The 12,989-nt window shown below is 66.6% G+C and carries 12 protein-coding genes; 3 read left to right on the top strand and 9 right to left on the bottom strand.

The annotated features are described in order from the left end of the window. Positions 1 to 75 precede the first annotated feature (75 nt). On the top strand, positions 76 to 780 hold the full coding sequence (recO, locus tag IB273_RS19480) for a DNA repair protein RecO (RefSeq protein WP_081517637.1): 705 nt from the start codon (positions 76 to 78) through the stop codon (positions 778 to 780). After that, the gene (pdxJ, locus tag IB273_RS19485) at positions 773 to 1,516 is read left to right on the top strand and encodes a pyridoxine 5'-phosphate synthase (RefSeq protein ID WP_081517638.1); all 744 of its coding nucleotides are present in this window, start codon (positions 773 to 775) and stop codon (positions 1,514 to 1,516) included. The genes recO and pdxJ overlap by 8 nt, the downstream gene beginning before the upstream one ends. Positions 1,517 to 1,631: 115 nt before the next feature. On the opposite strand, the gene cmoB is transcribed toward pdxJ, so the two are convergent. The 8 genes from cmoB to IB273_RS19525 form a co-directional block, all read right to left on the bottom strand. Beyond that, positions 1,632 to 2,600, bottom strand: coding sequence for a tRNA 5-methoxyuridine(34)/uridine 5-oxyacetic acid(34) synthase CmoB (gene cmoB, locus IB273_RS19490; protein ID WP_192224807.1), 969 nt, complete (start codon positions 2,598 to 2,600; stop codon positions 1,632 to 1,634). Beyond that, positions 2,597 to 3,337: a carboxy-S-adenosyl-L-methionine synthase CmoA gene (gene cmoA, locus IB273_RS19495; protein WP_081517640.1), complete on the bottom strand. Its 741-nt coding sequence runs from the start codon at positions 3,335 to 3,337 to the stop codon at positions 2,597 to 2,599. The genes cmoB and cmoA overlap by 4 nt, the downstream gene beginning before the upstream one ends. 113 nt (positions 3,338 to 3,450) lie before the next feature. Then, the gene (locus tag IB273_RS19500) at positions 3,451 to 4,023 is read right to left on the bottom strand and encodes a hypothetical protein (protein WP_081517641.1); all 573 of its coding nucleotides are present in this window, start codon (positions 4,021 to 4,023) and stop codon (positions 3,451 to 3,453) included. 87 nt (positions 4,024 to 4,110) lie between these two features. Next, complete coding sequence (locus IB273_RS19505) at positions 4,111 to 4,857, bottom strand: substrate-binding periplasmic protein (RefSeq protein ID WP_151186134.1); 747 nt, start codon at positions 4,855 to 4,857, stop codon at positions 4,111 to 4,113. A 1-nt stretch (position 4,858) separates the two neighbouring features. Then, positions 4,859 to 5,533, bottom strand: a complete 675-nt coding sequence (locus tag IB273_RS19510; protein ID WP_151186135.1) for a lysoplasmalogenase — start codon at positions 5,531 to 5,533, stop codon at positions 4,859 to 4,861. A gap of 117 nt (positions 5,534 to 5,650) precedes the next feature. Next, entirely contained in the window at positions 5,651 to 6,046 is a 396-nt protein-coding gene (locus tag IB273_RS19515) for a protease inhibitor I42 family protein (protein ID WP_081517644.1), read from the bottom strand. A gap of 400 nt (positions 6,047 to 6,446) precedes the next feature. Then, on the bottom strand, positions 6,447 to 8,846 hold the full coding sequence (gene lon, locus IB273_RS19520) for an endopeptidase La (RefSeq protein WP_192224808.1): 2,400 nt from the start codon (positions 8,844 to 8,846) through the stop codon (positions 6,447 to 6,449). A gap of 118 nt (positions 8,847 to 8,964) precedes the next feature. Beyond that, positions 8,965 to 9,771, bottom strand: a complete 807-nt coding sequence (locus tag IB273_RS19525) for an AraC family transcriptional regulator (protein ID WP_192224809.1) — start codon at positions 9,769 to 9,771, stop codon at positions 8,965 to 8,967. A gap of 84 nt (positions 9,772 to 9,855) precedes the next feature. On the opposite strand from IB273_RS19525, the gene IB273_RS19530 reads away from it, so the two are divergent. Continuing rightward, positions 9,856 to 10,719 carry an ATP-binding protein gene (locus tag IB273_RS19530; protein ID WP_192224810.1) on the top strand — a complete coding sequence of 288 codons (864 nt, stop codon included), beginning with the start codon at positions 9,856 to 9,858 and terminating at the stop codon, positions 10,717 to 10,719. A gap of 4 nt (positions 10,720 to 10,723) precedes the next feature. Here IB273_RS19530 and IB273_RS19535 read toward each other — a convergent pair whose 3' ends face one another. Continuing rightward, positions 10,724 to 12,772: a TonB-dependent receptor gene (locus IB273_RS19535; protein WP_192224811.1), complete on the bottom strand. Its 2,049-nt coding sequence runs from the start codon at positions 12,770 to 12,772 to the stop codon at positions 10,724 to 10,726. Positions 12,773 to 12,989 lie beyond the last annotated feature (217 nt).

The following is a 12,989-nucleotide window of genomic DNA, read 5'->3' on the forward strand; positions in this document are numbered from 1 at the left end:
GCGAGGATTCGCGGGGCGCCTCCCTCGGGCGCCTGAGCGCGCCCGCCTCCCGACTCCCATTCCAGGCGCAGCGCCATGAGCCTCGCTTCTATTGCCCAAGCTGCCTTCGTCCTGCACAGCCGCCCCTACAAGGAAACCAGCGCGCTGGTGGATTTCTTCACCCCGCAGGGGCGTCTGCGTGCCGTCCTGCGTGGCGCGCGGGGCAAGGCTGGAGCGCTGGCGCGACCGTTCGTACCGCTGGAAGCCGAATTCCGCGGGCGCAGCGATCTGAAGAATGTCGTGCGCCTGGAACCCAATGGCATCCCCAACCTGCTCAGTGGCGAAGCGCTGTTCAGCGGCCTGTACCTGAACGAGCTGATGATCCGCCTGCTGCCGGCCGAAGACCCGCATCCCGCGCTGTTCGAGCACTACCGAGCGACCCTGCCGCTGCTGGCCGCTGGCAGTCCGCTGGAGCCGCTGCTGCGCTCGTTCGAATGGCGGCTGCTGGATGACCTGGGCTATGGTTTTTCCCTGGACACCGATATCGTCGGCCAGGCTGTGGCGCCCGATGGTCTCTACCGCCTGCTGCCCGACGCGGGCCTCGAGCCGGTCGGTAGCCTGCAGCCGGGGCTGTTCCACGGTGCCGACCTGCTGGCCATGGCCGAAGCCGACTGGAGCGCCCCCGGCGCCCTGGCAGCAGCCAAGCGCCTGATGCGCCAGGCCCTGGCACCCCATCTTGGCGGCCGACCGCTGGTCAGCCGCGAGCTCTTCATGAATCGCAAGGACAACTCCCGTGACTGAAGCCAACCGTATTCTGCTCGGCGTGAACATCGACCACGTCGCCACCCTGCGCCAGGCCCGCGGCACCCGTTATCCCGACCCGGTGAAAGCCGCGCTGGACGCCGAGGAAGCCGGCGCCGACGGTATCACTGTGCACCTGCGCGAAGATCGCCGGCACATCCAGGACCGCGACGTGCGCGTGCTCGCCGAAGTGCTGCAGACCCGCATGAACTTCGAGATGGGCGTCACCGAGGAGATGATGAAGTTCGCCGAGATCATCCGCCCTGCCCATGTCTGCCTGGTCCCGGAGACCCGCCAGGAGCTGACCACCGAGGGTGGCCTGGACGTCGCCGGCCAGGAAGCGCGCATCCGCGAAGCGGTGCAGCGCCTGGCGGCCGCAGGCTGCGAGGTGTCGCTGTTCATCGACCCGGACCAGCGCCAGATCGAGGCTTCGGCACGTGTTGGCGCCCCCGCCGTCGAACTGCACACCGGTCGTTACGCCGATGCCCACAGCCCGGCCGAAGGTGCCCATGAGCTGGCGCGCATCCGCGATGGTGTGGAGTTCGGTCTTTCCCATGGCCTGATCGTCAATGCCGGCCACGGTCTGCATTACCACAATGCCGAGCCGGTAGCGGCCATCGCCGGGATCAACGAGCTGAACATCGGCCACGCCATCGTCGCCCATGCGCTGTTCGTGGGCTTCAAGCAGGCGGTTGCCGAGATGAAGGCGCTGATCGTGGCGGCAGCCAACCGCTGATCGCTACCTGATTGGAAGCCGTAGGGCGCATAACCCGGAACGGGTTATCCGCCACCACGGCGGATAACGCCTCGGGCGTTACGCGCCCTACGTTCTAATTCGACCTGGGCAGCGCTCAGGGCTTGCGCGCTACCAGCGTGGCGCGCATGGGCGCCGGCAGGCCTTCGAGGGTGCGGCTGTGGTCGTCCGGATCGAGGAAGTCCGGCAGCGACTGGTAACGCATCCACTCGGTGGCGCGCTGCTCTTCCACCGAGGTGCGGCTGATGTCCACGCTGCGTACGTCGGTGAACCCTGCGCGGCGCAGCCACAGCTGCAGCGCCGGCACCGAGGGCAGGAACCACACGTTGCGCATCTGCGCGTAGCGGTCCTCGGGCACCAGCACGGTGTTCACATCGCCTTCCACCACCAGGGTTTCCAGCACCAGCTCGCCGCCACGGCGCAGGCAGTCCTTGAGCGCCAGCAGGTGGTCGATGGGCGAGCGGCGGTGGTAGAGCACGCCCATGGAGAACACGGTGTCGAAGCCTTCCAGTTTCTCGGGCAGGTCTTCCAGGGCGAAGGGCAGGTGCCAGGCCGGCAGATCCGGCAGGTAGCGCTTCATGGCGAGGAACTGGCAGAAGAACAGCCAGTTCGGGTCCACGCCGACCACGCTGCGCGCGCCGGCGCCGAGCATGCGCCACTGGTAGTAGCCGTTGCCGCAGCCAACATCGAGGACACGCTTGCCCGCCAGGTCGATGTGCGGCGAGACGCGCTCCCATTTCCAGTCCGAGCGCCATTCGGTATCGATGTGCACGCCGAACAGGTTGAACGGCCCCTTGCGCCACGGGATCAGCCCTTGCAGGGCGAGCTTGAGCTGCGCGCGGGTGTCCTCGTCGCAGGTGCCTTCGAGGTTGAAGCGCTCGCGCAGCTCGACGGCGGCAGCTTGCAGCGGCGGCAGGCGATCCACTGCGGCCAGCCAGCGTTCGAGATCGCCGTGGCCATCGTCGACCTTGCTGGCCAGTTGCGCGGGCAGCGAGGCGGCCCAGGATTCCAGTGGCGTGCCGGCCAGTTCAAGGCGCAGGCGGTCGAGGTCGAAGCGTTCGATCATGGCAGGGCAATCAGGGAGGCGAAGTTGAGGCACTGGAACCAGGGCACGACCTTGGAGAAACCGGCGGCCAGCAGGCGCTCGCGGTGGGTATCCAGGGTGTCGGGGCGCATGACGTTCTCGATGGCGGTGCGTTTCTGGGCGATTTCCAGTTCGCTGTAGCCATTGGCGCGCTTGAAGTCGATGTGCAGGTCGGTGAGCAGCTCGTGCTCCTGCTCGTCGGCGAAACGCAGTTTTTCCGAGAGGATCAGCGCGCCGCCGGGCAGCAGGGCGCTGTGCAGGCGGGTGAGCAGTTCCAGGCGTTGTTCGGGGGCGATGAACTGCAGGGTGAAGTTCAGCGCGATCAGCGAGCAGGGCTTGAGGTCCAGCTTGAGGATGTCCGCCTCGATCAGCTCGACCGGCAGCAGTTCCTGGTGCATGGCGTCCTGGGCGCGCAGGTATTCGCCGCAGCGCTCGATCATCGGGGCGGAGTTGTCGACGCCGATGACGCGGCAGCCTTCGGTCTTCACGTGGCGGCGCAGCGCCTGGGTCACGGCGCCCAGCGAGCAGCCGAGGTCGTAGAGCACGCTGTGCGGGGCGGCGAAGCGCGCGCCGAGCACGCCGATGTTCTCGACGATGGTGGGGTAGCCCGGCACCGATCGCTTGATCATGTCCGGGAAGACGCGCACCACGTCCTCGTTGAAGGTGAAGTCGGGAACCTGGGTTTGCGGCTGGGCGAAGATGCGGTCGGATTCGCTCACGCTGGATGGGGCCTCGTTACGCTGAACAGGCAACCAGGCGCGGCGCGCCCGGTTTGCCGGGGCGCGCATTGTAGCCGAGGCGCGAGGTGCGCCCAACCGTTAGCGGACGAGGGTCACTTGAGCTGGTCGGAGAAGTATTCGCCGGCGCCCTGCAGTGGGCCGAGGGGGTTCTTCTTGTCTTCCATGCGGCGGATGTTCGGCTCGCCGTTGCTGGTCTTGTGCACCACCACGTCGTCGATCAGCACGAACACCGGGCGGAACGACCAGCCCTGCACCTGGCGGCGCTTGCGGAAGTTGAAGATGTCGGCCCAGAAGCTGCCCACGCGCTGGCTGTCGGTCTTGTTGAAGTCGAAGGCGTAGCCGACGCAGCGGTCCTTGGCCTGCAGGCAGGTCACCAGGCCGTCGGGCAGGTAGTCGATGGGGATGTTGGGCTGCACGAAGAGCAGGCGCACATCGATGAACGAAAGCATCTTGGCGTTGCCCTGGGACAGCGGATCGAAGCCCAGCGCGTAGAGCTGAGACTTGGTGGTCTTGCCAGGATCGACCTGGTTGTAGCGGCTCTGTGCATCCTGGTAATCCAGGAATGGTGACTGCACTTCCGCGCGTTCGCTGGGCAACAGACTGCCACAGGCCGAGAGTGTCAGGCAGGCTCCCAGCAACAACATGGAGCGAACTACTGCACGCATGGAGCTCCCCTTTTCCCAGTCTCTTATTGATTGATCTATAGCCGATGACAGAGGGCTCTGCCGGACTTTTCTCACGCCTTCGCAGGACTAGTCAACGGCGATGCCGTAACCCTGCATCAGGGGTTTCCACTGGTCGTTGCGGCGCAGCTCGCGCAGGCCCTCGTCGAGGTCGGCCAGGCGCTCCTGCACGCCTTCCAGGCGCGGGTTGAGCGCGACGTACATAGGACGTTTATCGGCGAGCTCGCCGGCCGCTTGAATGCGCTCCGAGAGGCCGTGGCGCTGCAGGTAGTGCTCGACGATCTGGCTGTCCTCGAGCAGCACCGTGATGCGCCCGAGCAGCAGCTTCTGGATGTTGCGTTCGAGCACCTTCTCGCCGCTGAGCACCTGCACCTGTTCATGGTTGGCCAGGTGCTCGTCGCGCCAGTCGTCCAGCTCCTTGCCGTAGGAATAGCCCTGAGCCAGCCCGATGGACTGGCTGCTCAGCGAGGCAGGCCCCTTCCAGGTCCAGGGATTGTCCTGGCGCACGTAGAAACGCATGGTCACCCAGCCGATGGGCTCTTTGCCGATCAGCAGTTCCGCGGACTCTTCGCTGTAGGCGCCGACCACGCCATCCACGAGCCCTTCGCGGGCCATCTGCAGGGCGCGAGGCCAGGGCAGCGGCTCGAAGCGGGGTGGTTGCGGCAGCACCCGGCCGAGGGCTTCGAGCAGGTAGCCGGGCTTGTCCGGATCGTCAGGGCAGAGGTAAGGGCACCAGTCGTCGCCGGCCAGGCGCAGGGGTTCGGCGCTGGCCAGCGCCGAACAGAGGAGCAGCAGCGGTGAAGCGATTCGCAGCATGTCAGGCCCGGGAAGTGGAGTGTCCTTCCGAGTATGGCAGAGCGATATGACGGGATGTGACGGACGCGGCAATACCGAACTGGCCGAGCCAGTAGGTGAGCATGATGGCGTAGGAGGAGCCGTCGAAAGCAGCGACGAAGCGGCTGATGCCGATCATCGAATCGGAGCTGACGAACAGCAGTGCGCCGAGGGCGGCAAACACCCGGCTGGCATTGGCGATGCTGGGTACGCCAAGGCGGGCAATGGCGCGCCAGAGCATGGCGCTGATGGTCAGGCTGTACAGCGCAATCGGCAGCAGCAGCGGACCCAGGCCGCGGCTGTAGAGCAGGGCGAACAGGCAGCCACCCACGCCGCCTGCGACCAGCAGTCCGAGCGGGGCTAAGCGGCGGGTATCGCCCAGGTAGGCGACCAGGTAGGCGAGGTGTGCCAGCAGGAAGGCGGCGAGGCCGGGAACGAAGGCGTTGATCGGCCATTCCAGCAGGACGTCGCCGAGCATCGAAAGCACCAGGCCGATGGCGACCCAGTGGCGATAGCCGTCGGCGGGCGTGGCGAGAATCCACAACAGCATGGCCAGCACCGGCAGCGGCTTGCACAGCATGCGCAGGGTCGGCAGGTCGAAGGTGACGGCGAACAGGTAGGCGGCACCGCCGATCAGTGCCAAGAGTGCCCAGCGCATGGGGTTCCCTCCCGAGGAAATGAACGCCCACTGTGCCGCAGCACGGTGCCCGGCCCACAGGCCGAAGGCGCCAGGGCGAGCGGCTTATGGCGCCGGGGGCGTCCTGTCGACTGCGCTTTACTTGACGCTGATCGGGCAGACGAAAGTCTGCGCCGGTGCCACTTCCGCCTCCCAGGGGCGGCGGTAGGCCAGTTCCAGCTTGTCCTCGCCGGCGGCGGTCACGCGGAAGCGCCAGGTGGATTCGCCGGCGCTGCCGACCAGCCCTGCGTCTTCCGGGTTGCTGTAGACCTCCGGGCCGAGGGCGCGCAGCAGGCCGTTGGCGGCGTTGCGCAGTTCCCAGCGGAAACCGGTGGTGGGGTTGCTCGGCAGGATCAGCACCAGCTCCTGGCCGGTGTGCAGCTTCAGCGGTTTGCAGTCGCTGGCGTCTTCCAGGGTGACCACGGGTTTGGTCTGCCCGGCGCAGCCGGCGAGCAGGGCCAGGGTGAGGGGCAGCAACGAGCGGTACGACGGCATGACGGCTCCTGGGAGGGGACAGGTTGGGCCGCAGGATACCGCAATCATGTGGGCAGGGGATGTTTCGCGGGGGGCGTATGCGTGGGCGCGGATGTCGGGAACTCACCGATGGCAGTGAATTTCTGCGCGAGGATTGCATGGACCTTGCCTGCGACCAGAATTCCACAACCACGCCGAAATCACGACGGAGCACGAATGTAGGATGGCGTGGAGCGCAGCGATACCCATCGATTCCGCCGAAGCGACAGCATGGGTATCGCAAGCTCCACCCATCCTACGTCTGTGCTTGCCGGATGCGGCGGCAGAGTGCGCCGCCACCAAGCGAGAGAGTTGAAAAAAGGGAGGGTAAACCTGCGGGAGGGAGTAGAGCCCGCTCCTCATAGGAGCGGGCCTCGGGCCATCAGGCCGGGAACAGCACCTTCGCCACATCGCCGAAGCGCCTGGCGAAATGCACCGTCAGGCCTTCCTTCAGGTACTCCGGCAGTTCTTCGAAGTCGCCACGGTTGGGCTCGGGCAGGATCAGCTCGAAGATCTTCTGCCGGCGCGCCGCGATGACCTTCTCGCGCACCCCGCCAATGGGCAGCACCTGGCCGGTGAGGGTCAGCTCGCCGGTCATGGCGACGCCCTTCTTCGGCGCCTGGTTGCGCGCCAGGGACAGCAGGGCGCTGGCCATGGTCACGCCGGCGCTGGGGCCGTCCTTGGGCGTGGCGCCCTCGGGTACGTGCAGGTGGACGAAGGCCTGGTCGAAGAAGGTCGATTCGCCACCGTACTTCTTCAGGTTCGAGCTGATGTAGCTGTAGGCGATCTCCGCTGACTCCTTCATCACGTCGCCCAGTTGCCCGGTGAGCTTGAAGCCGCGGTTCAACGTGTGGATGCGCGTCGCCTCGATGGGCAGGGTCGCGCCGCCCATGCTGGTCCAGGCAAGGCCGGTGATGACGCCGGTGCCGGAGAGCACCTGCTCGGTGCGGAACACCGGCATGCCGAGGTATTCCTCGAGGTCCTTGGCGCCGATCTTCACCACCGAATCCGGGTCATCCAGCAGCTTCATCACCGACTTGCGTACCAGCTTGCCGAGGACTTTCTCCAGCTGGCGCACGCCGGCTTCGCGGGCGTAGCCCTCGATCACCGCGCGCAGAGCTGCGTCGTTGATCGACAGGCGGTTCTTCGGCACGCCGGCCTTTTCCAGCTGCTTGGGCCACAGGTGACGCTTGGCGATGGCCAGCTTCTCCTCGGCGATGTAGCCGGACAGGCGGATGACTTCCATGCGGTCCAGCAGCGGGCCGGGGATGGAATCCAGGGTGTTGGCGGTGCAGACGAACAGCACCTTGGACAGGTCCAGGCGCAGGTCCAGGTAGTGGTCGAGGAACTCCACGTTCTGCTCCGGATCGAGCGTCTCCAGCAGCGCCGAGGCGGGGTCGCCCTGGTAGCTGCTGCCGAGCTTGTCGATCTCGTCGAGCATGATCACCGGGTTCATCACCTCGACGTCCTTCAGCGCCTGCACCAGCTTGCCGGGCAGGGCGCCGATGTAGGTGCGGCGGTGGCCCTTGATCTCGGCCTCGTCGCGCATGCCACCGACGCTGAAACGATAGAACGGCCGCCCCAGGCTCTCGGCGATGGACTTGCCGATGCTGGTCTTGCCCACGCCGGGCGGGCCCACCAGCAGCACGATGGAGCCGGCGATCTCGCCCTTGAAGGTGCCGACCGCGAGGAATTCGAGGATGCGGTCCTTCACGTCTTCAAGCCCGGAATGGTGGCGGTCGAGGACCTTGCGCGCGTGCTTGAGATCGAGCTTGTCGACGCCCATCAGGCCCCACGGCACCGAGGTCGCCCAGTCGAGGTAATTGCGCGTGACGGCGTATTCCGGCGAGCCGGTCTCCAGGATCGACAGCTTGTTCAGCTCTTCATCGATGCGCTTCTTCGCCTGCTCGGGCAGGGTCTTGCCTTCCAGGCGCGCGCGGAATTCGTCGGAGTCGGCGCTCTTGTCGTCCTTGGTGATGCCCAGTTCCTGCTGGATGATCTTCAGCTGTTCCTGCAGGAAGAACTCGCGCTGGCGCTCGCCGATCTTGCGGTTGACCTCGGCGGACAGCTCCTTCTGCAGGCGCGCGACTTCCACTTCCTTGCGCAGCAGCGGCAGCACCTTCTCCATGCGCTTGAGCATCGGCACGGTGTCCAGCACGCCCTGCAGCTCGGCGCCCGGCGCGGTGGTCAGCGCGGCGGCGAAGTCGGTCAGCGGCGACGGATCGTTGGGGTTGAAGCGGTTGAGGTAGTTCTTCAGCTCTTCGCTGTACAGCGGGTTGAGCGGCAGCAGTTCCTTGATCGCGTTGATCAGGGCCATGCCGTAGGCCTTCACCTCGTCGCTCGGGTCGTTGGGGGTGTGCGGGTACTCCACCTCCACCAGGAAGGGCGGGCGGTGGCGCTTGATCCAGCCGCGGATGCGCACGCGCGACAGGCCCTGGGCGACGAACTGCAGCTTGCCGCCCTCGCGGCTGGCGTGGTGCACGCGCACCAGGGTGCCGTGCTCGGGCAGGCTGTCCGGGTCGAAGTGGCGCGGGTCTTCCGGCGGGTTCTCCATGAAGAACAGCGCCAGGCTGTGGTGCTCGGTCTTGGCGACCAGCTCCAGCGTCTCGGCCCACGGCTCCTCGTTGACGATCACCGGCAGCACCTGCGCGGGGAAGAACGGGCGGTTGTGGATCGGAATGACGTAGACCGTGGTCGGCAGGTTCTGCCCCGGCAACACCAGCCCGGTGTTGCTGACCTCTTCGGCGCTATGGATATCGTGAATCTCGTCGTGGTCGCTCATGAGGCACCTGACTGATTGAACATGACAGTCTAGATGGGGAAACCGGCTCGGGGTTTCAATCCCATTGCTTGGAAGGATGTGTCCGGAGATGTTGCGGCCGATTGTGTGTGAACGAAGCTTACGAGCGGATTAGCGGGCGTGGCCGCAGGAAATCGCTGGGCGGCCGGCCGAACTGGCGGCTGAACATGGCGCTGAAGGCGCTGGGCGTGCTGTAGCCCACTTCCAGCGCCACGCTCAGCACGCTTTCGCCCAGGGCCAGGCGCTCCAGTGCGGCCAGAAGCCGTGCCTGTTGCCGCCATTGGCCGAAGGTCAGCCCGGTTTCGCGGAAGAACCAGCGTTGTACCGTCTTGCTGTCGACATTCAGCCGGGCGGCCCAGTCGGTAAGACTGGCGCTGTCGCCGGGCTGGGCCCGGATGGCCTGGCACAATGCGCGCAGGCGCGGATGGGCGGGCAGCGGCAGGTGTAGCGGCAGCATCGGGTCTTCACGCAGTTCATCGAGCATCAGGCCCAGCACGCGGCCGTCGCGCGAGTCCGGGGTGACCTCGCCACTGATCGACAGCGCCGCCAGGATCAGTTCCCTCAGCAGCGGCGAGACCGCCAGCACGCAGCAGTCCGCTGGCAGGTGCGGCGCGCTGCCCGGCTCCACATAAAGAGTACGCACCTGCACGTCGCCGACCATGCGCGTCCAGTGTTCCACGCCGCCGGGTATCCACAGGCCGCGGTTGTCCGGCACCACCCACTGGCCACTGGCGCTGCCCACCACCAGCACGCCGCGCACGGCGTAGAGCAGTTGCGCGCGGTGATGGCTGTGCGCAGGCACCTGATGCCCATCGGGGAAGTCCAGGGCGACGGCCGCCACCGGGCTGGCGGCCCGTTCGTCGCCGTGGTTTTCCAGCGGTTGGGCTGAAATGTCCTTTTTTCGCATCTGGATGCCTGTTTGTCGTTAGACGACCACTTTCCGCCATCGTTAGGCTGCTGAACAGTCCCCATCTGCATCGATGATCCCGCCATGACCGACATGTCCGTTATCGCCGAACAACTGGCCCGTATCGCCCGGTTGCTCGAACAATCTCTGCCCGCGCGCCCCGAGCTGGCGCTGCAGGAGGGCGCCATCGCTCACCTCTGGGAATACCGCCAGGGCCAGCCGCGCCTGACGCCGGTGATCGAGCCGGCGCTGATCGGCTTCGACGACCTGCGCAACGTCGACCGGCATAAGGCGCTGATCGAGCAGAACACCCGTCAGTTCGTGTCCGGCCGCCCGGCGAACAACGTGCTGCTGACCGGCGCGCGCGGCACCGGCAAGAGTTCGCTGGTGAAGGCCTGCCTGCATGCCTTCCATGCCGAAGGGTTGCGTCTGATCGAAGTCGACAAGGAGCACCTGGCCGACCTGCCGCAGATCATCGACCTGCTGCGCCACCGCCGGGAGCGCTTCATCCTGTTCTGCGACGACCTGTCCTTCGAGGACGGCGAGACCGGCTACAAGGGTCTGAAGACCGTGCTCGACGGTTCGGTGGCGGGGCAGTCCGGCAACGTGCTGATCTACGCGACGTCCAACCGTCGCCACCTGCTGGCCGAGCGCGCCGAGGACAACCTGTCGTTCCAGCGCAGCGAGAGTGGCGAGTTGCACCCTGGCGAGGCGGTGGAAGAGAAAATCTCGCTCTCCGAGCGATTCGGCCTGTGGATATCTTTCTACGCCTTCAGCCAGGAGCAGTACCTGGAGGCAGTCGCCCGCTGGCTCGAGTCCCACGGTCTGGGCGGCTTGCGGCAGGAAGAGTGGGAGCAGGCGGCGATCCGCTGGGCCACCCATCGCGGGTCGCGGTCCGGGCGGATCGCCGCGCAGTTCGCCCGGGATTACGCCGGGCGTCAGCTCTAGGAAATCAGAAAGCCACTTTCACCCCCGCCTGGATACCGCGCCCGCCGGCGGGCACGCTGTCGCGCAGGATGGAGCTGGCGTAGCGCACGGTCTGGTTGGTCAGGTTCTCGCCCTTGACGAAGGCCAGCCAGCGGCTGTCGCCCAGGTCGAAGCGGTAGCCGACGCTGGCGCCGAGGGTGGTGTAGCCGTCGGTGCGCAGCTCGTTCTCCGGAACGCGGTTCTGGTCGGCGGCGTATTCCACGCCGACCCGTGCCTGCCATTGCTGCAGTTCCCACAGCAGCGCGCTGTTCAGGCGCAGTGGGGCGATGCGTGGCAGGGCTTCGCCGGTGTCCTTGTTCTTGGCGCGGGTGTAGTCGCCGGAAAGCTCCAGGTCGAAGCGGCCGTAGGGGCTGTCCGCCAGGTGGATGCGGTCCTGCGCCTCGACGCCGTAGAAGTCCGCCTTCACGCCGCTGTAGAGGTACTCGGGCAGTGCCTCGTCGTCGCCGGCATCCACCACTGCGCCTTCCTCGTCGCGGTAGCGCCCGCTGGCCAGCAGGCCGATGTAGTTGGAGAAGCGGCTGTAGAACACGCCGACGCTGCCCTTGTGGCGTTCGCTGTCGAAGCGCAGGGCTAGGTCGGTGGAAACGGCCTTTTCCTTGCTCGCGTCGGCGTCGCCCACTTCGAAGGTGCCGGTGGCGGCGTGGGCGCCGTTGGCGTACAGCTCGTAGAAGGTCGGTGCGCGTTCGGTGTAGGCCAGGGTGCCGGCCAGCGACCAGATCGGCGTCAGCTTGTAGACGGCACCGGTGGACAGGCTGCCGGCGGTGAAACTGCGCGAGCCGTCGTTCTCGGCGAAGCGCTCGTTGTCCTTGGCGTTGGGCTCGATGCGCGTGTGCTCGACGCGGCCGCCCAGGTTCAGCGCCAGGCGCTCGCTGGCCTGCCAGTTCTCCAGGAAGAACAGCGCGGCGCTGTCGGTCTCTGTGTGCGGCACGAAGGCTTCTTCCCCCAGCGCGGAGAAGCGGCTGTTGGTGACCTGCGCGCCGACCACGCCATCCAGCGGGCCGAAGGGCTTGTGCCGCGCCTCGATGCGAGCCTCGTAGCCATCGTTCTTGAAGGTGGTGCCGGTCTCGCCGTCCTCGATTTCCTTGTGCTGGTACTCGGTGTAGGCGGCGTCCAGCTTCACCGAGCTGAAAGGACCGTCGAGGTCGCGGATTTCCGAGGCGAAGGCGTAGCGGTCCTGCTGCATCTTCAGGCGCACGTCGTCTTCGGCGGGCGAGCCGTAGTTGCTGTCGTAGCCGCTGTAGGACAGGCCGGCATAGCCGTGATCCCAGTGGTAGCTGCCGCCGATGGCGCCGCTGTCCTGGCGCCCGTCGCTGTTGTTCACGCGGTGCTTCGCGTCATCGCCATCGATCTGGCGTTGACGTGCCGAATGGGCGTAGCCGGGGATGCGCAGGTCATTGAACTCGCGGGAGCCGGCGTCCAGGTGCAGGGCGAAGTTGCCGTCGCCGGCTTCCAGCGCGCCGGCGGCGCTGCGGGTGGTGTCCGAGCCGCCGTAGCGCAGCTCGCCCTGGCCGTGGATGCCGTCCACCGGTTCGCTGGGGATGCGGTTGTCGAAGCTGTTGACCACGCCGCCGATGGCATTGCCGCCGTAGAGCAGGGCGGCTGGGCCGCGCACCACTTCGATGCGCTCGACCACGTTGGGGTCTTCCGGCACGGCGTGGTCGTAAGACAGCGACGAGGCGTCCAGCGCGCCCACGCCATTGCGCAGCAGGCGGATGCGGTCGCCGTCCATGCCGCGGATCACCGGGCGGCTGGCGCCGGGGCCGAACCAGGTGGAGGACACGCCCGGCGTGCCATTGAGGGTTTCACCCAGGCTGCCTTTCTGCCGCAGGGTCAGCTCGTCGCCCCGCAGGACGCTGCTGGGGGCGGCTGGGGAGGCATCACCCAGCGGGTTGGCGGTGATCACCTGGGGCTCCAGTTCGGTGGGGGCGGCATCGGCCAGCGAGGGGGCGCCGGCGCACAGGGCGAGGCCCAACGGTGCTAGACGCCAGCGCGGACGGGGAAGGGATGGGGGCATGACGAACTCCTGGTTTTTCTTCTGGCAAAGCGAACCCCTCCCTCGTGGTCAGGGATGCGCCAGGCGGCGGAGGAGGGGAAATGGGAATGCGTTATTTGTTATAACATAACATATCTGTCGGTTAGCAAGATTTTCCGGCTTAGATGCTTTAGTGCTTGCGAGCCCCTGGAGTTGCGCCCGGTTGCACCTGTGCGCTGGGCAGGCCCGGTCGAATCCC

This window comes from Pseudomonas sp. PDM19 (genome assembly GCF_014852215.1).
Taxonomy (GTDB): Bacteria; Pseudomonadota; Gammaproteobacteria; order Pseudomonadales; family Pseudomonadaceae; genus Pseudomonas.